The 16,646-nt window shown below is 73.4% G+C and carries 16 protein-coding genes and 1 pseudogene; 12 read left to right on the top strand and 5 right to left on the bottom strand.

All coding sequences use genetic code 11. The features are described from left to right. Positions 1 to 14 precede the first annotated feature (14 nt). Positions 15 to 233, top strand: a complete 219-nt coding sequence (locus tag ABZ459_RS03865) for a PLDc N-terminal domain-containing protein (protein WP_357965447.1) — start codon at positions 15 to 17, stop codon at positions 231 to 233. A 165-nt stretch (positions 234 to 398) separates the two neighbouring features. On the opposite strand, the gene ABZ459_RS03860 is transcribed toward ABZ459_RS03865, so the two are convergent. From ABZ459_RS03860 to ABZ459_RS03850, 3 genes are all read right to left on the bottom strand, one after another. Next, positions 399 to 704, bottom strand: coding sequence for a hypothetical protein (locus ABZ459_RS03860; RefSeq protein WP_357965446.1), 306 nt, complete (start codon positions 702 to 704; stop codon positions 399 to 401). 89 nt (positions 705 to 793) lie between these two features. Further along, positions 794 to 1,771 carry an aldo/keto reductase gene (locus ABZ459_RS03855; protein ID WP_357965443.1) on the bottom strand — a complete coding sequence of 326 codons (978 nt, stop codon included), beginning with the start codon at positions 1,769 to 1,771 and terminating at the stop codon, positions 794 to 796. 86 nt (positions 1,772 to 1,857) lie between these two features. Then, positions 1,858 to 3,780: a hypothetical protein gene (locus ABZ459_RS03850; protein WP_357965441.1), complete on the bottom strand. Its 1,923-nt coding sequence runs from the start codon at positions 3,778 to 3,780 to the stop codon at positions 1,858 to 1,860. Between the two features lie 123 nt (positions 3,781 to 3,903). On the opposite strand from ABZ459_RS03850, the gene ABZ459_RS03845 reads away from it, so the two are divergent. Beyond that, positions 3,904 to 4,371, top strand: coding sequence for a GNAT family N-acetyltransferase (locus tag ABZ459_RS03845; protein ID WP_357965439.1), 468 nt, complete (start codon positions 3,904 to 3,906; stop codon positions 4,369 to 4,371). 63 nt (positions 4,372 to 4,434) lie between these two features. On the opposite strand, the gene ABZ459_RS03840 is transcribed toward ABZ459_RS03845, so the two are convergent. After that, on the bottom strand, positions 4,435 to 4,725 hold the full coding sequence (locus ABZ459_RS03840) for a hypothetical protein (RefSeq protein WP_357965437.1): 291 nt from the start codon (positions 4,723 to 4,725) through the stop codon (positions 4,435 to 4,437). Positions 4,726 to 4,938: 213 nt separating this feature from the next. Between ABZ459_RS03840 and ABZ459_RS03835 the strand changes: the two genes are divergently transcribed. The 8 genes from ABZ459_RS03835 to ABZ459_RS03800 are packed head-to-tail and all read left to right on the top strand — an operon-like array spanning position 4,939 to position 15,250. Next, positions 4,939 to 6,249 (top strand): MFS transporter, encoded by a 1,311-nt coding sequence (locus tag ABZ459_RS03835; RefSeq protein ID WP_357965435.1) that lies wholly within the window; start codon positions 4,939 to 4,941, stop codon positions 6,247 to 6,249. Position 6,250: 1 nt separating this feature from the next. Beyond that, entirely contained in the window at positions 6,251 to 8,263 is a 2,013-nt protein-coding gene (locus ABZ459_RS03830) for a molybdopterin-dependent oxidoreductase (RefSeq protein WP_357965432.1), read from the top strand. After that, positions 8,260 to 9,654, top strand: coding sequence for an FAD-dependent oxidoreductase (locus tag ABZ459_RS03825; RefSeq protein WP_357965430.1), 1,395 nt, complete (start codon positions 8,260 to 8,262; stop codon positions 9,652 to 9,654). The genes ABZ459_RS03830 and ABZ459_RS03825 overlap by 4 nt, the downstream gene beginning before the upstream one ends. Continuing rightward, positions 9,651 to 12,080, top strand: coding sequence for a nitrite reductase large subunit NirB (gene nirB, locus ABZ459_RS03820; RefSeq protein WP_357965428.1), 2,430 nt, complete (start codon positions 9,651 to 9,653; stop codon positions 12,078 to 12,080). Before ABZ459_RS03825 ends, nirB begins: the two co-directional genes overlap by 4 nt. Next, on the top strand, positions 12,077 to 12,397 hold the full coding sequence (gene nirD / locus ABZ459_RS03815; protein WP_357965426.1) for a nitrite reductase small subunit NirD: 321 nt from the start codon (positions 12,077 to 12,079) through the stop codon (positions 12,395 to 12,397). The genes nirB and nirD overlap by 4 nt, the downstream gene beginning before the upstream one ends. A gap of 53 nt (positions 12,398 to 12,450) precedes the next feature. Next, the gene (locus ABZ459_RS03810) at positions 12,451 to 13,182 is read left to right on the top strand and encodes a class I SAM-dependent methyltransferase (protein WP_357965424.1); all 732 of its coding nucleotides are present in this window, start codon (positions 12,451 to 12,453) and stop codon (positions 13,180 to 13,182) included. Continuing rightward, positions 13,182 to 14,165: an iron-containing redox enzyme family protein gene (locus ABZ459_RS03805; RefSeq protein WP_357965422.1), complete on the top strand. Its 984-nt coding sequence runs from the start codon at positions 13,182 to 13,184 to the stop codon at positions 14,163 to 14,165. Before ABZ459_RS03810 ends, ABZ459_RS03805 begins: the two co-directional genes overlap by 1 nt. After that, positions 14,162 to 15,250, top strand: coding sequence for a glycosyltransferase family 2 protein (locus tag ABZ459_RS03800; RefSeq protein ID WP_357965420.1), 1,089 nt, complete (start codon positions 14,162 to 14,164; stop codon positions 15,248 to 15,250). Before ABZ459_RS03805 ends, ABZ459_RS03800 begins: the two co-directional genes overlap by 4 nt. On the opposite strand, the pseudogene ABZ459_RS03795 reads toward ABZ459_RS03800, so the two are convergent. Continuing rightward, positions 15,214 to 15,327 (bottom strand): annotated as a pseudogene (locus ABZ459_RS03795) (hypothetical protein); the annotation flags it as partial. The gene ABZ459_RS03800 and the pseudogene ABZ459_RS03795 sit on opposite strands and share 37 nt — an antisense overlap. 374 nt (positions 15,328 to 15,701) lie before the next feature. Between ABZ459_RS03795 and ABZ459_RS03790 the strand changes: the two are divergent. Then, complete coding sequence (locus ABZ459_RS03790) at positions 15,702 to 16,277, top strand: nuclear transport factor 2 family protein (protein WP_357965418.1); 576 nt, start codon at positions 15,702 to 15,704, stop codon at positions 16,275 to 16,277. 72 nt (positions 16,278 to 16,349) lie between these two features. Next, entirely contained in the window at positions 16,350 to 16,631 is a 282-nt protein-coding gene (locus tag ABZ459_RS03785; protein ID WP_352358958.1) for a metal-sensitive transcriptional regulator, read from the top strand. Positions 16,632 to 16,646 lie beyond the last annotated feature (15 nt).

Raw genomic sequence — 16,646 nt, 5'->3', positions numbered from 1 at the left:
CGGAGTGTTCGGCCATGCGATGGAGTGACATGTCGGGCCGGCGGCGGGCGGTGCTGCTCGGGCTCGGTTCGGCGGAGCTGGTGCTCACCGGGGCCGCCGCCGTGGATCTGTGGCGCCGGCCGCAGCGGGAGATCCACGGCTGGAAGGGCGTCTGGTGGCTGGGCATCTTCGTGCAGCCGTTCGGACCCATCGCCTACCTGGCGTACGGCAGGCGAAGGGGCCGCGGGCGCTGACGCCGGCCACTCCTGGCGCGGGCGCCGAAGCCCCCCGTGTCGGCGGGCGCTGAAGGTCCCGCGTCGGCCGGGCGGTGAAGGTCCCGTGTCAGTGGGAGGTGAAGCCGCCGTATCCGTTGGGGGTCATGCTCGCGTGCGGACAGAAACCGCCGTATCCGTTGGTGTTCATCCGCGGGTGTCCACCCAGACGCTCACCGTGGTGTGGGGCGTGATCCCGGTGTAGGAGGTCTGCCCGGCCGGCACCCACGGGCCCTCGATCGGGATCAGGCCCACCTCGGGCAGGAAGTGGCGCTGGATCACGTGGATGCGGTGCTCGCCGGTGCCGCTCGGGCAGTAGCTGGTGGCCCAGCGTTCGGCCTGGTTGAGCTGGTACGTGCAGCCGGTGGGCGCGGCGGAGGCGGCCGGGGCGCCCAGCAGGACCAGACCCGTGGCGAGGGCGGCGCAGCCGGCGGTCCATCTTCTCGCGTTCATGCGGGGCTCCTCGGAGGTGTGCGCGCGGCGAGAATTGCTTAGGAAAGTTTCCTAAACATTAGAGCGCGGGAAGCCGTACCGTCAACGGTTCACCACCGGTCGTGCACCTGCGGCCGGATCAGCTCGTCGTAGACGGCCTGCACGGCCTGCAGCGTCTCCGTCGGGAGCGGGGACAGGTCGGCCGCGGCCGCGTTGGACCGTGCCTGGCCGGGGTTGCGCGCGCCGGGGATGACGACCGAGACGCCGGGTTGGTCGAGGATCCAGCGCAGCGCGAACTGGGCCATGGACGCCCCCTCGGGCACCAGCCCGGCCAGCCGCCGCACCGCCTCCAGGCCGGTGCCGAACTCCACGCCGGAGAAGGTCTCGCCGACGTCGAACGACTCGCCGTGCCGGTTGTAGGTGCGGTGGTCGTCGGGGGCGAACACGGTGTGCTCGTCGTAGCGGCCCGACAGCAGGCCGCTGGCCAGCGGGACGCGGGCGATGACGCCCACCCCGGCCGCACGGGCGGCGGGCAGGACCCGCTCCAGCGGCTTGAGCCGGAACGCGTTGAGGATGATCTGCACGGTCGCCACGCCCGGCCTGGCGATGGCGGTCAGCGCCTCCTCGCAGGTCTCCACGCTGACGCCGTACGCCGCGATCTTCTGCTCGGCGAGCAGCGTGTCCAGGGCGTCGAAGACCGCGTCGGAGGAGTACACGGGGGTGGGCGGGCAGTGGAGCTGGACCAGGTCGAGGGTGTCCATGCCGAGGTTGCGCCGGGAGCGCTCGTTCCAGGCGCGGAAGTTGTCCATCACGTAGTTGGCCGGGACCTGCGCCATCCGGCGGCCCATCTTGGTGGCCACGGTGAGCCCGGGATGTGCCTTGGCGAAGCGGCCGACGATCTGCTCGCTGCGGCCGTCGCCGTAGACGTCGGCGGTGTCGACGAACGTGACGCCCGCCGCCACGGCCGCCTCCAGGGTGGCGAACGCCTCGTCCTCGCTCACCTCGCCCCAGTCGGCGCCGAGCTGCCAGGCGCCGAGGCCCACGACGCCGACCTGACGTCCCGTACGTCCGAGTGTGCGGTGTTCCATGCTGTTTGTCCGTTCGTCTGGTTCCTGCGACCAGTGTCCCGGACGAAAAGGTACGGGCGCGCCGCGGGGGCACGCCCGTACGGCGGTCAGCGAGGCCGGTAGCTGCACCGCACACCCGTGTGCACGGTGGCCCGCAGTTCCTCCCCCAGCGCCTGGTCGGCCGACGAGACGCGGGAGATCGCCCGCCTGATCGCCTTGCCCACGGCGATCCGCGCCCGTTCCTCCGTGCCGGTGAACGGCCGCGCCCGCCCGCCGATCCCGGTCGCCGCCGACAGCTCGGCCACCAGCCATTCGCGCTCCAGCCGCAGCGCGGCGGCCCGTTCGAGGTCGTTCATCGCCTCCAGCTCGTCGATGTCGGCCTGCAACTGGGTCAGCCGCTGCCGGTAGGTCTCCCTGGCCAGGTCGTCCAGCACCGGCTGCGCCGAGGCCGGCTCGCTCTCCTGCGCCGGCGCGCCCGCGGCCAGGTCGGCGGCCAGGATCTCGCGCCCCGGGTTGGCGATCAAGGTCGCCAGGTGCTGCATGCCGACGCTGTGCTCGACGACCACCAGCCGCCCGCCGTGCTCGACCTGCCAGTGCCGTCCGTGCCTGCGCAGCCGGAACGCCCCGTGCGCCGCGCCCGCCCTGCCGACCACGGCGGGCAGCACCATGCCGAGCTCCCTGGCCTCCTGCGCGGCGGCGTTCTGGGCGGCCCGCGCCGCCTTGTCGTGCGGCCCGTCGCGCAGCGCGAGCGCCTGGCCGAGCCGCCAGCGCGACAGCGTCGCGGCGGGCCAGTGGCCGAGCGCCAGGTCGGCCCGTACGGCCTCCGCCAGGTGCCCGGCGGCGCGGTCCACGTCGCCGGTCGTGAGCGCGGCCATGCCGAGGCTGTGCTGCACCGAGCCGAGGCAGAGCACGCCCAGGCTGGCCACCACCGGCAGAGCGGCGAACGGCAGCAGCAGCGCGTACGCCTCGGCGGCGGTGCCGGCGTCCTGGAGCAGGTGGGCGGTCTCGACGACGCAGTACATCGAGAACAACCACGTGCTCGACCTCGGCAGGTCGGCCAGGTTCCGGCCGCGCAGCCGGGCCAGGTGGCCGGCCGCCGCCCTGCGGTCGCCCGAGGTGGCCGCGGCCAGCGCGAGGCCCGCCAGGTAGGAGTTGTCGACCGGGCTGAGCGTGGGCGAGCTGACCAGGTCGGCCAGCACCGGCAGCAGCTCGGCCGTGCGGCCCTGGTACCAGCGGATGACGGCGATCTGGCCGCCGTACCAGCCGGTGGCGTCCATGTCGCCGGCCTGGAGGCCGCGCTCGAAGCAGTCGCCGGCCATCTTCTCCGCCTGCTCGAACCGGCCCGCCCTGACGGCCAGCATCACCCTGATCACGTCGGTCACGAACCCGACCGCCAGGTGGTCGTGCTCGGCCAGCAGGCCCCGCAGCTCCTCCAGGCAGCGTCCGGCGTGCGGGTCGGCGGCCAGGTAGAGGTCGACCGTCCGCCACAGCAGGCCCATCAGCAGGTCGCCCCGGCGGCCGGTGACCGCCGCCTGGCCGATCAGCTCCCTGGCCAGCTCCAGCCGGGCCGGCCCGTGCTCCGGGCCGAGCAGGCAGTGGTGGGCCAGGCTCAGCGCCTCGGCCAGCGCCGCCGGATCGCCCGCGCTCCTGGCCCGCGCGACGAGCCGGAGGATCTCCTCGTGCCCGCCCGCGCCGTAGTCCTCCTCCCCGGTCATCCTGATCCGCAGCCGCAGGGCCAGCGACGAGTACGGATCGATCAGCGACAACGCGTGCCGCTGACGCGCGCGCACCATCTCCGACTCCGCGCACGTGCGGTGCTCCTGCACCCACACCCCGCCCAGGCCGAGCGCCGCCCTGGCCAGGGCGGGCACGTCGCCGCACGCCTCGGCCTGCCGGTAGGCCGAGTCGAACCAGCGTCTGGCGGTCTGCAGATCCCCGTTCACGTACAGAGCGCGCTCACCGAGCACGAGCGCGAGCCTGATGTCCGGATACGGGGGCAGGCGAACCCCCAGCTCCTCTAAAACGCCCACGGTTTCCGTCCCCATTCGGTCATCCGGGCTGAGCTTCCAGACGGTCCCCCGAATACCGTTCTGCCGTAACGACGTACGGGGGCGGTGGACGGTTCAACCAAATGCGCTGGTTACCCTGTGCGCATGATTCGCCCCGCCACCCCAGCAGACGTCCCCGCCATCGTGCGCATGATCCTTGAGCTGGCCACGTACGAGAACGCCGCGCACGAGGTGCGCGTGACCGAGGAGATGCTGCGGAACTCGCTCTTCGGCGAGCGGCCCGCCGTGTTCGCGCACATGGCCGAGCAGGACGGCGAGCCCGTCGGCTTCACGATCTGGTTCCTGACCTACTCCACCTGGCGCGGCGTGCACGGCATCTACATGGAGGACCTGTACGTGCGCCCCGAGCGCCGGGGCGGCGGCCACGGCCGCGCGCTGATGGCGGAACTGGCGCGGATCTGCGCCGAACGCGGCTACCAGCGCCTGGAGTGGTCGGTGCTCGACTGGAACGAGCCGTCCATCGCCTTCTACGACAAGCTCGGCGCCGAACGGCAGGACGAGTGGCTGAAGTACCGGCTGACCGACGAGCCGCTGGAGCGGCTGTCCCGCTGAGGCCCCGGTGCAGAGGCGCGCCGCGCAGGCCGGCCCCCCGGCGTGACCTGCGCGGCCCCCTGGTCAAACTCCGACGTGCGAGCGGGACCGCTGGCCCTGCGTGCTGTCGAACATCTCGGTGCCGCGCTCTTCGAGGTCCTTGTGGGTCTCCTCGATCCGCAGCGCGACGCCCATCGCGAAGAACGTGGGCGCCCACTCGCCGACGAAGATCCCCCACCGGTCGGCCCGGTCGAGACCCGCACCTTCGTTGTTCTTGGAGATCATCCAGGAACAGAAGGACAGGCCGATGGACGCCAGCCCCGCGGCGTACATGTGGCCTGACTTGATGCCCATCTGGTGCAGCTTTTTGATCATTATTCCCCCCTTGCCATGAGTGCTGTTACCCCCGGGAAGACCGTGTAACCAGCCAGAACTCCGATCATTACCGGCGTGTTTCGCCGGTGACGCTTGTGCGCGCCTTGTTACCGCGGTGAATCACACGTAACCGGCGCACGCCCGCCGGCTGCCGGAACGCGTAACGCGGCCTTCCTACCGTGGTGCTCCCGACGCCGAGCGGAGGAGAGATCGATGGCGCGCTGGATCACCGAGTGGCACCCCGACGACCCGGCCTTCTGGCAGCGGGCCGGCAGGCACGTCGCCCGGCGCAACCTGGTCTTCTCCATCGTGGCCGAGCATCTCGGGTTCACCGTCTGGACCCTGTGGAGCGTCGTGGCCACCAGGATGGGGGCCTACGACTTCTCCACCGACCAGCTCTTCTGGCTCGTCGCGCTGCCGAACCTGGTCGGGGCGGCGCTGCGGGTGCCCTACACGTTCGGGCCGGGCAGGTTCGGCGGGCGCGACTTCACCGTGGCCAGCGCGGCGCTGCTGCTGGTCCCGGCCGTGCTGCTCGGGGTGGCGGTGAACGATCCCGGCACGCCGTACTGGCTGTTCCTGGTGATCGCGGCGCTGGCCGGGGTGGGCGGCGGGAACTTCGCCTCCAGCATGGCCAACATCACCTACTTCTACCCGCGCGGCAGGCAGGGGCTGGCGCTCGGGCTGAACGCGGCGGGCGGCAACGTCGGGGTCAGCTCGGTGCAGCTCGTCGTGCCGCTGGTGATCGGCTCGCTCGGGACGGCCGCCGCCGGGTGGTTCTGGATCCCGTTCATCGTGGTGGCCGCGGCCTGCGCGTGGTTCTTCATGGACAACCTGGCCGGCGCCAGGGCCGAGCCGCGCGAGCAGCTCGCGGTGGCCGGGCGGGCGCAGACGTGGATCATGTCGGTCCTGTACGTCGGCACGTTCGGGTCGTTCATCGGCTACTCGACGGCGTTCCCGCTGCTGAGCAAGAGCCTGTTCCCCGAGGCGCCGTACGCGGCGGTCGCGTTCGCCGGGCCGCTGCTCGGCTCGCTGGTCAGGCCGGTGGGCGGCTGGCTGGCCGACCGGCTGGGCGGCGCGCGGGTGACGCAGTGGAACTTCGCGGCCATGGGCGCCGGAGTGCTGCTGGCCTGGTCGGCCGGCGCCGCGGGCGGCTTCTGGCTGTTCTTCCTGGCCTTCCAGCTGCTGTTCCTCACCGCGGGCATCGGCAACGGCTCGACGTACCGGATGATCCCGGCGATCTTCCACGCCAAGGCGGTCGCCGAGCGCGGTGCGGGCGCGGAAGCCCTGCTGCACGGCAGGCGCCAGGCCGCGGCGGCGATCGGCGTCATCTCGGCGGTCGGCGCGCTCGGCGGGTTCCTCGTCAACCGGGCCTTCGGCATGGCGTTCGCCGCGGCCGGCACCCCGGCGCCGGCGTTCCTGGCCTTCGCCGTCTTCTACGCCGCCTGCCTGGCGCTGACCTGGTGGTGCTACACGCGCACCGTCGGCGTCACGGTCGTCGCCAGCCTCGCCCACGCCCGGGTCTGACATGACGAAGACACACTGCCCCTACTGCGCCCTCCAGTGCGGCATGGAGATCGGGCCCGCACTGGAGATCAGCCCCAGGACCGACGTCCCGGCCAACGCCCCCGGCGCGCTGTGCCAGAAGGGATGGACGGCGGCCGAGCTGCTCACCAACGGCGAGCGCCTGACCACGCCGCTCCTGCACGGCGAGCCGGTGGAGTGGGAGACCGCCCTCGACCACGTCGCCGCCCGGCTGTCCGACATCCGCGCCGAGCACGGCCCCGACGCCGTGGCCGTGTTCGGCGGGGGCGGGCTGACCAACGAGAAGGCCTACCAGCTCGGCAAGTTCGCCAGGGTCGCGCTCGGCACCAGCCAGATCGACTACAACGGCCGTTTCTGCATGTCCTCGGCGGCCGCCGCCTCCGTCCGGGCCTTCGGCATGGACCGGGGCCTGCCGTTCCCGGTCACCGACCTGGGCGAGGCCGACGTCGTCCTGCTGGCCGGCGCGAACGTGGCCGAGACCATGCCGCCGTTCGTCCGGCACCTGTCGGGGCCGCGGCTGATCGTCGTCGATCCGCGCCGCACCCCGACGGCCCGGCTCGCCTGGCTGCACCTGCAGCCCACCCCCGGCACCGACCTGGCGCTCGCGCTCGGGCTGCTGCACCTGGCGATCGCCGACGACCTCGTGGACGCGGATTACGTGGCGGCCAGGACCACCGGCTTCGACGACGTGCGCACCTCGCTGGCCGCCTGGTGGCCCGAACGCGTCGAGCGCGTCACCGGGGTGCCGGTGCACCGGATGCGGCAGGCCGTACGCGCGCTGGCCGCCGCCCAGAACGCCTACGTGCTGACCGGGCGCGGCGCCGAGCAGCACGCCAAGGGCACCGACACCGTCACCGCGTTCATCAACCTGGCCCTGGCGCTCGGCCTGCCCGGACGGCACGGCTCCGGCTACGGCTGCCTGACCGGCCAGGGCAACGGCCAGGGCGGCAGGGAGCACGGCCAGAAGGCCGACCAGCTCCCCGGCTACCGCAGGATCGACGACCCGGCGGCCCGCGCGCACGTCGCGCGGGTGTGGGGCGTGCGGGCCGAGGACCTGCCGGGGCCGGGGCGGTCGGCGTACGAGCTGCTGGACGCGCTCGGCACCCCGCGGGGGCCGCGGGCGCTGCTGCTGTTCGGGTCCAACCCGGTGGTGTCGGCGCCCGCGTCCGGGCACGTCAGTGACCGGATCGCCGGGCTGGACCTGCTGGTCGTGGCCGACGTGGTGCGCTCGGAGACCGCGGCCATGGCCGACGTGGTGCTCCCGGTCACCCAGTGGGCCGAGGAGAGCGGCACGATGACCAACCTGGAGGGCCGCGTCCTGCTCCGCCGCCGGGCCGTCGCGCCGCCGGCGGGCGTCCGGAGCGACCTGGACGTCATCGCCGGGCTGGCCGCCCGGCTCGGCCACCGCTTCGACACCGAGCCGGCCGCCGTCTTCGACGAGCTGCGCCGGGCCGCCGCGGGCGGCGTCGCGGACTACTCCGGCATCACCTACGAGCGCATCGCCGCCGGGACGGGCCTCTTCTGGCCCTGCCCGTCCGAGGACCACCCCGGCACGCCCCGGCCGTTCCTGGACCGCTTCGCCCACCCGGACGGCCGCGCCCGGTTCGTCCCGGTCGAGCACCGGCCCGCGGCCGAGGAACCCGACGGGGACTACCCGGTGTACCTGAGCACCGGCCGCGTCCTGTCCCACTACCAGAGCGGCGCCCAGACCCGCCGGATCGCGTCGCTGGTGCGGGCCGCCCCCGAGCCGTTCGTGGAACTGCATCCCGACCTGGCCGAGCAGCTCGGCGTCGCCGCGGGAGACCTGGTGCGGGTCACCAGCCGCAGGGGCCGGAGCAGGGCGGTGGCCAGGATCAGCGACGCCATCAGGCGCGACACCGTGTTCATGCCCTTCCACTGGGAGGGCGCCAACCGGCTCACCAACCCGGCGCTCGACCCGGTCTCCGGGATGCCGGAGTTCAAGGTCTGCGCGGTCAGGGTGGAGAGGGACTCATGAGGCTCGTCGTCGTGGGGAACGGGATGGCCGGGTCACGCCTGGTCAGCGAGGTGCGGGCGCGCGACCCGCGGATGCGGGTGACCGTGTTCGGGGCCGAGGCGGGGCCGCCGTACAACCGGGTGCTGCTGTCGGACGTGCTGGCCGGGAGCTCGCGTCCCGACCAGGTGCGCCTGCTGGACCCCTCCTGGTACGCCGCGCACGGCGTCGAGGCCGTGCCCGGTGCCGAGGTCGCCCGCATCGACCGGGACACCAGGCACGTGGTGACCGCGGACGGGCGGCGCGAGCCGTACGACCTGCTGGTCCTGGCCACCGGCAGCCAGGCGGTCGTGCCGCCGCTGCCCGGCGTCGGGCGGGCCGTGCCGTTCCGCACGCTGGAGGACTGCGAGCGGATCGTGCGGGCGGCCGGACGGGCGCGCCGCGCGGCCGTCGTCGGCGGCGGGCTGCTCGGCATCGAGGCAGCCCGCGGCCTGGCCGGGCGCGGCCTGCCGGTCACGCTGCTGCACCTGGCCGGGCACCTGATGGAACGCCAGCTCGACGCCGAGGCGGGCGAGGTGCTCGGCCAGACCCTGGCCGGGCTCGGGGTGGTGGCCCGCACCGGCGTCAGCGCGGCCGCGGTCGAGCCGGACGGCGTCCGCCTGGCCGGCGGCGAGCTGGTCGAGGCCGACCTGGTCGTCCTGGCCTGCGGCGTGCGCCCGGTCACCGGGCTCGCCGCCGAGGCGGGGCTGGAGGTGCGGCGCGGCGTCGTCGTGGACGACGAGCTGCGCACCGGCGACCCGTCGATCTTCGCCGTCGGCGAGTGCGCCGAGCACGACGGCACGGTCTACGGCCTGGTCGCCCCCGCCTGGGAGCAGGCCGCCGTGGCGGCCGAGGTGATCACCGGCGGCAAGGCCCGCTACCGCGGCTCCCGGCTGGTCACCAGGCTCAAGGCCAGGAGCGTCGAGCTGGCCGCCATGGGCGAGACGCAGCTCGGCGAGGAGCACGCCGAGGTGGTGCGCTTCAGCCACCGCGCCCGCGGCACCTACCGCAAGCTCGTCATCCGCGACGGGCGGCTGGTGGGCGCGATCCTGCTGGGCGAGAGCGACGCCGTCGGCACCCTCACCCAGCTCTTCGACCGCGGCGGCCCCGTGCCGGGGGACCGCGCGGGGCTGCTGTTCCCCGGCCTGTCCACGGCGCCGGTCGCGGGCAGCCCGGTGCTGATGCCGGACGCGGCCGAGGTCTGCCGGTGCAACAACGTGACCAAGGGACAGATCCGGGCGTGCTGGGAGGCCGGCGCCCGCGACGTGGCCGGGGTGGCCGCCGCCACCAGGGCCACCACCGGCTGCAGCACCTGCCGCGACGCCGTGGAGGGCATCGTCGGCTGGTTGTGCGATCAGGAAGGAGTGCCGGTATGAGGAGGATCGTCGTCGTCGGGTACGGCCCGGCCGCGCACCGCTTCGTGGAGACCCTGGCGAGCCGGGGCTTCGACGGGCGGATCACCGTCATCGGGGAGGAGCCGCGCCCGGCCTACGACCGGGTGGCGCTGACCTCGTACCTGTCGGGGGCCACCGTGGCCGACCTCACCTACCCGGTGCCCGCCGGGACCGTGGTCAGGCTGGGCAGCCGGGCCGTCGCCGTCGACCGGGAGGCGCGGACGGTGACCGTCGAAGGAGGGGCCGCCGAGCCGTACGACGTGCTCGTGCTGGCCACCGGGTCGGCGCCGTTCGTGCCGCCGGTGCCCGGACGCGAGCACGCCCACGTCTACCGCACCATCGACGACCTGGACGCGATCCGGGCGGCCGCCGGGCACGCAGCCGAAGGCGTCGTGGTCGGCGGCGGCCTGCTGGGCCTGGAGGCGGCCGACGCGCTGCGGACGCTCGGCCTGAAGGCGCACATCGTCGAGATGAGCCCCTGGCTGATGCCGCGCCAGGTGGACGAGGGCGGCGGCGCGGTGCTCAAGGGCCACATCGAGGCCCTGGGGTTGGGCGTGCACGCCGGGTCGGGCGTCCAGGAGGTCGTCACCGGGCCGGACGGCCGGGTCGCCGGGGTGCGCACGCCGTCCGGCACGCTGATCGAGGGCCAGGTCGTGGTGTTCTCGGCGGGCGTCAGGCCGCGCGACGAGCTGGCCAGGGCGTGCGGGCTGGAGGTGGGGGAGCGGGGCGGCGTCGTGGTCGACGACGGGATGCGCACCTCCGACCCGTCGGTCTACGCGATCGGCGAGTGCGCGCTGGCCGGCGGCACGGTCCACGGCCTGGTCGGGCCGTGCAACACGATGGCCGAGGTGGCCGCCGACCGGATCATGGGCGGGACGTCCTCGTTCGCGGGCGGGGACCCGTCCACGAAGCTGAAGCTGCTCGGCGTCGAGGTCGCCCAGTTCGGCGCGATGGACGGTGCCCTCGACGTGACCTACATGGACCCGGTCGCCGGGATCTACAAGAAGCTGTTCATCAGCGACGACGCCCGCACGCTGCTCGGCGGCATCTGCGTGGGGGACGCGGGGCCGTACGCGGCGCTGCGGCCGTTCGTCGGCAAGCCGTTGCCCGCGCCGCCCTCCGACCTGCTGTTCAGCGGCTCCGGGGCGCCGCTCGACCTGCCCGGCGACGCGCAGGTCTGCTCCTGCAACAACGTCTGCGCGGGGGACGTCCGGCACGCCGTGGCCGAGCTGGGCGTGACCGACGTGCCCGGCCTCAAGGCGTGCACGCGGGCCGGCACGACGTGCGGGAGCTGCGTGCCGATGCTCAGGCAGCTACTGGAGGAGTCGGGGGTCGAGATCGGCAGGTCGCTGTGCGAGCACTTCGCGTACTCGCGGGCCGAGCTGTTCGACATCGTCCGGGTTCGGAAGATCACGACGTTCTCCCGGCTCATCGCCGAGCACGGGCAGGGGCGCGGCTGCGACGTCTGCAAACCCGCGGTCGCCTCGATCCTGGCCTCGCTGCACAACGGGCACGTGCTCGACGGCGAGCGGGCCGCGTTGCAGGACACCAACGACGCCTTCCTCGCCAACATCCAGAAGAACGGCACGTACTCGGTCGTCCCGCGCATCCCGGGCGGCGAGATCACGCCGGACAAGCTCATCGTGATCGGCGAGGTCGCCCGCGACTTCGGGCTCTACACCAAGATCACCGGCGGGCAGCGCATCGACCTGCTCGGCGCCCGGGTCGAGCAGCTCCCGGAGATCTGGCGACGCCTGGTGGACGCCGGATTCGAGTCCGGCCACGCCTACGGCAAGGCGCTGCGCACGGTGAAGTCGTGCGTGGGCTCCACCTGGTGCCGCTACGGCGTCCAGGACTCCGTCGGCCTGGCCATCGCCCTGGAGCTGCGCTACCGCGGCCTGCGCTCGCCGCACAAGCTCAAGTCGGCCGTGTCCGGCTGCGCCCGCGAGTGCGCCGAGGCCAGGTCGAAGGACTTCGGCGTCATCGCCACCGAGCAGGGCTGGAACCTGTACGTCGGCGGCAACGGCGGCTTCCGGCCCCGCCACGCCGACCTGCTGGCCACCGACCTGAGCACCGGCGACCTGATCAGGACCGTCGACCGGTTCCTGATGTTCTACGTCCGCACCGCCGACCGGCTGCAGCGCACCGCCGCCTGGCTGGAGTCGCTGGACGGCGGCCTCGACCATCTCCGGAAGGTGATCATGGAAGACTCGCTCGGCATCTGCGCCGACCTCGACGCCCAGATGGAACAGCACGTCGCCACCTACGCCGACGAGTGGGCGGCGACCCTGGACGACCCGGAGAAGCTGGGCAGGTTCGTCAGCTTCGTCAACGCCCCCGGCGTGCCCGACCCGTCGATCGTGTTCGCCTCCGAGCGCGGCCAGATCAGGCCGGTGATGGCCCGATGAGCTGGACCCCGGTCTGCGAGTACGCGGCCCTGCCGCCGGAGCGCGGCGTCTGCGCGCTGGTCGGCGACCGGCAGGTGGCGCTGTTCCGCACCTACGAGGGGCAGGTGCACGCCCTGGACAACCTCGACCCGTTCAGCGGCGCGTACGTGCTCTCGCGCGGCATCGTCGGCACCAGGCGGGGCGAGCCCACCGTGGCCTCGCCGCTGCACAAGCAGGTCTTCTCGCTGGTGTCGGGGGCGTGCCTGGACGAGGAGGCCGTCCAGGTGCCCGTCTACGCCGTGCGGGTGGCGGCCGGGCGGGTGGAGGTCAGCGTTTAGCCGATCAGACCAGGGGCATTGACCAGCTGAAACACGGGGGACAGGAGGTGCGCGTGGCCTACGACGCCTCCGCCTACGGGCGCGCGATCGCCGACATCTACGACGCCACGGTGACGGAGCTGCCGACCGGCGCGGCCGTCGAGCGGCTGGCAACGCTGGCCGAGGGCGGCCCCGTGCTGGAGTTCGGCATCGGCACCGGACGGCTGGCGCTCCCGCTCGCCGCCCGCGGCCTGTCCGTCGCCGGGATCGACGCCTCGCCGGAGATGACCCGCGAGCTGCGCGCCAAACCCGGCGGCGCGGCCGTCCCCGTGACGGTGGGCGACTTCTCCACCATGCGGGTCGAGGGCTCGTACGCGCTGGTGGTGCTCGCGATCAACACGATCTTCGCCCTGCCCACCCAGGAGGCGCAGGTCAACTGCTTCGCCAACGCCGCGCGGCACCTGCGCGGTGGCGGGCGGTTCGTGGTCGAGGCGTGGGTGCCCGACCCGGCGGCCTTCCGCGACGGCTCGGCGCTGCGGCTGCTGTCGCTGACCGAGGACGTCGTCCTCATCGAGGCGGCCAGCCTCGCCCCGGCCACCCAGCACATGCGCACCACCCGCGTACGGCTGACCGGCGAGGGCGTGCGGCTGCTGCCCGCCAACCACCGCTACGCCTGGCCCGGCGAGCTCGACCTGATGGCCAGGCTGGCCGGGATGGCCCTGGAACACCGCTGGGCCGACTGGATCGGCACCCCGTTCACCGACAAGAGCCGCGCGCACGTCTCCGTCTACCGCAAGGCCGCCTGATGCGCCTGCCGCCCGCGCGTGGCCCGCTCACCGACCTGCTCTTCGACCGGCTCGCCCGGCCGCCCGCGACACTGCCCGACGCCCCCGGCCCCGACGGCGAGGAGGATCTCCAGCTCGCCCTGTTCGCCTGCTACGAGCTGCACTACCAGGGCTTCGACGAGGTGGACGACCGCTGGGAGTGGGAGCCCTCGCTGCTGCGCCTGCGCGGCCTGCTGGAGGACCGCTTCGAGCGGGAGCTGGCCGGGGCCGTGCCGCGTCCCGGGCCGGTGCCGCCCGGCGAGGTGCGGCGCGCGCTCACCGCGCTGACCGCCGAGGACGACGACGAGCCGTCGGTCTCGCTCCACCTCCAGCGCGAGGCCGGGATCGAGACCTTCCGCGAATTCGTCGTCCACCGCTCGATCTACCACCTGAAGGAGGCCGACCCGCACACCTGGGCGATCCCGCGCCTGCGCGGCCGGCCCAAGGCGGCCCTGGTGGAGATCCAGGCCGACGAGTACGGCGGCGGCCGGCCCGAGCGCATGCACTGCGAGCTGTTCGGCCACACCATGCGCGGCCTCGGCCTCGACGACTCCTACGGCGCGTACCTGCCGCGCGTCCCCGCGGTCACCCTGGCCGTCAGCAACGCCATGTCGCTGTTCGGGCTGCACCGGCGGCTGCGCGGCGCGCTGGTCGGCCACCTGGCCGCGATCGAGATGACCTCGTCGCTGCCCAACCGCCGCTACGCCGCGGGCCTGCGCCGGCTCGGCGGCGACGCGGCGGCGGCCCGGTTCTACGAGGAGCACGTGCAGGCCGACGCCGTGCACGAGCAGATCGCCGCGGCCGACCTGTGCGGCGGATTCGCGGCCGCCTTCCCCGCCCTGACCGGCGACGTCCTGCACGGCGCCGCCTGCGCCCTGGCCCTCGAACGCCGCTGGGCCGAGCACGTCATGGGCTGCTGGGAACGCGGCGCGTCCTCCCTGCTCGACCAGGCGGTGCCCGCGTGATCGACCTCGACTACGTGGTCCCGCTGCGCTGGCAGGACGACTCCGGCCTCGACGAGCTGACCGAATACCTGCGCGCCCTCGCGCCGCACGTACGCGTGACCGTGGTCGACGGCAGCCGGCCCGAGCTGTACGCCCGCCATGCCCGCCGCTGGCGCTGCCTGGTCCGGCACGTCAGCCCGGCGGCCGGCCTGTCCTTCGCCAACGGCAAGGTCAACGGCGTGACGACCGGGCTGCGGCTGGCCCGGGGCGACCGGGTCGTGATCGCCGACGACGACGTGCGCTACGACCTGCCCGCGCTGGCCGAGATGCACGCCCTGCTCGCCCGCGCCGAGCTGGTCAGGCCGCAGAACTACTTCGACCCCGCCCCCTGGCACGCCCGCTGGGACACCGCCCGCACCCTGCTCAACCGCGCGTTCGGCGCCGACTACCCGGGCACGTTCGGCGTCCGGCGGTCGTTCTTCCTGGCCATGGGCGGCTACGACGGCGACGTGCTGTTCGAGAACCTGGAGCTCGTCCGCACCGTGCGCGCCCACGGCGGACGCGAGCTGCGCCCGCCCGGCCTGTACGTCCGGAGGTTGCCGTGCGACGCGCGGCGGTTCTGGTCGCAGCGGGTGCGGCAGGCCTACGACGACCTCGCCCAGCCGGCGCGGCTGGCGTCCTTCCTGGCGGTGCTGCCCGCGCTCGCGCTGGTGCGCCGGCCGCTGCCGCTGCTGGCCGCCGCCGGGGCGGCCGTCGCCCTGGCCGAGGCCGGGCGGCGGCGGGCCGGCGGGCGGCGGGTCTTCCCCGCCGGCGCCTCGCTGTTCGCGCCGGTGTGGGTGCTGGAGCGGGCGGTGTGCTCCTGGCTGGCGGTGGGCGCGGCCTGCGCGGGCGGAGTGCCGTACGCGGGGGGACGGCTCGCGCGGGCCGCCCACTCGGCGCGGTGGCTACGCGCACGGGCTCAGGAGTCGGCGGGCGGGTCGGGCTCGCTCGACGCCTGGAAGCCGACGGACTTGTGCGAACCATCGCAGAACGGCTTGGTCGACGATCGGCCGCACCGGCACAGCGCGACCGTGGCCCTTCCGGGGTCGATCGGCTCGCCGTCCTGAGTCAGCAGCTCGAAGGGGCCTCTGATCAGCAGCGGGCCGTCCGCACACGGCGTGACGGTGGTCCTCGGTTCGTCCATCGTCGTCACCTGCCCCGCCGACCGGCCCCCTCACCTGCGCGGACGTCGCTAGAGGGCCTCCACGGGCGGGTAGACGTGCGGGGTGGGGTGAGCCGCGGGAAGGACGCACCGCCGCCCGGACCGGACGCTGGCACAGCGTTCGGCGTCCTCACGCTGGGGCAGTGGTTCCGGGTTCGCCTGTGTTGGCCGCACGGAGGGACGCTATAGGCGGGCCTTCCCCACCCGGTCTCGGGTCGGCAACGATCACAGCTCTGACCGGTCTCACCAATGACAGTGAAGCGTTACCGTGAGTAATACCGACATGAGGTAAAGGGGTCGTGCGGAGTGCCTAAACCGGGCATTCGGGAACGACCCACGAGGGCATCAACCCGGCCATGAGCAAGATTTCTGAGCGCAGGGCACTCCTGCTGGCCGCGATCGTTCCCGTCGTCCTGGTCGCGGGCTGCTCCGCGGGGAGCAACACGCAGGCGATGAAGGGGGAGGCCAGCCCGGCCACGCCGACCGAGACCATGATGACGCCCACCGAGACCGGCATGGAGTCGCCGACCACGACCGAGACCATGACCGAGACCGCCACGCCGACCGGCACCATGACGGCGGCCACCCAGCCGCGCGCCGCCGTCCAGAACTACTTCGACGCCCTGAAGGCCGGCAACGTGGACGCGGTCGTGAAGACGTTCACCAGCGACGCCGTGGTGGCCATGGACGGGGAGGCCACGGCCACGGGCTCGCAGGCCATCCGCAGCCTCTTCGAGAAGCTGCTCAAGGACGGCGCCGACCTGAAGTCGGCCACGCACACCATCGACGAGACGCGGAACGCGGGCACCCAGGACGCCTTCGCGCGCTCGACCAGCAAGCAGGGCGACACCACCTACCGCGAGCTCTTCATGCTCTCGCACCAGGGCGGACAGTGGCTGATCTCGCGCTTCATGAACAACCAGGGCGGCTGACCGGCCCCCGCTCCGGAATACGGTAGGGGGGTACCGTGTTGCGGTCGGTGTAGCGAGCGAGAGGACCGGGAGATGGCCGGGTACACCGACGGCAAGCAGGACCACCTCCGGCGGCTGCGCCGGATCGAAGGCCAGGCGCGGGGCATCCAGCGCATGGTCGAGGACGACAAGTACTGCATCGACATCCTGACGCAGGTGTCGGCGACGACGAGCGCGTTGCAGTCGTTCGCGTTGTCGCTGCTGGAGGAGCACATGGCGCACTGTGTGGTCGAGGCGGCGCAGAAGGGCGGGGCCGAGGCGGAGGCCAAGGTCAAGGAGGCGGCCGACGCCATCGCCCGCCTCGTCCGGTCGTGACCGATCCACGCGGGG

Origin of the sequence: Nonomuraea sp. NPDC005692, from assembly GCF_040631115.1 — a bacterium.
GTDB lineage: Bacteria > Actinomycetota > Actinomycetes > Streptosporangiales > Streptosporangiaceae > Nonomuraea.
The sequence above is the reverse complement of the archived record's forward strand: the minus strand, read 5'-3'. Positions and strand labels throughout refer to the sequence as shown.

Coding starts and splice junctions, on each gene's coding strand:
- ABZ459_RS03860 (WP_357965446.1), bottom strand. CDS start 704: ATGAACGCGAGAAGATGGACCGCCGGCTGCGCCGCCCTCGCCACGGGT.
- ABZ459_RS03865 (WP_357965447.1), top strand. CDS start 15: ATGCGATGGAGTGACATGTCGGGCCGGCGGCGGGCGGTGCTGCTCGGG.
- nirB (WP_357965428.1), top strand. CDS start 9,651: ATGAGGAGGATCGTCGTCGTCGGGTACGGCCCGGCCGCGCACCGCTTC.
- ABZ459_RS03805 (WP_357965422.1), top strand. CDS start 13,182: ATGCGCCTGCCGCCCGCGCGTGGCCCGCTCACCGACCTGCTCTTCGAC.
- ABZ459_RS03830 (WP_357965432.1), top strand. CDS start 6,251: ATGACGAAGACACACTGCCCCTACTGCGCCCTCCAGTGCGGCATGGAG.
- ABZ459_RS03825 (WP_357965430.1), top strand. CDS start 8,260: ATGAGGCTCGTCGTCGTGGGGAACGGGATGGCCGGGTCACGCCTGGTC.
- nirD (WP_357965426.1), top strand. CDS start 12,077: ATGAGCTGGACCCCGGTCTGCGAGTACGCGGCCCTGCCGCCGGAGCGC.
- ABZ459_RS03835 (WP_357965435.1), top strand. CDS start 4,939: ATGGCGCGCTGGATCACCGAGTGGCACCCCGACGACCCGGCCTTCTGG.
- ABZ459_RS03785 (WP_352358958.1), top strand. CDS start 16,350: ATGGCCGGGTACACCGACGGCAAGCAGGACCACCTCCGGCGGCTGCGC.
- ABZ459_RS03855 (WP_357965443.1), bottom strand. CDS start 1,771: ATGGAACACCGCACACTCGGACGTACGGGACGTCAGGTCGGCGTCGTG.
- ABZ459_RS03790 (WP_357965418.1), top strand. CDS start 15,702: ATGAGCAAGATTTCTGAGCGCAGGGCACTCCTGCTGGCCGCGATCGTT.
- ABZ459_RS03845 (WP_357965439.1), top strand. CDS start 3,904: ATGATTCGCCCCGCCACCCCAGCAGACGTCCCCGCCATCGTGCGCATG.
- ABZ459_RS03840 (WP_357965437.1), bottom strand. CDS start 4,725: ATGATCAAAAAGCTGCACCAGATGGGCATCAAGTCAGGCCACATGTAC.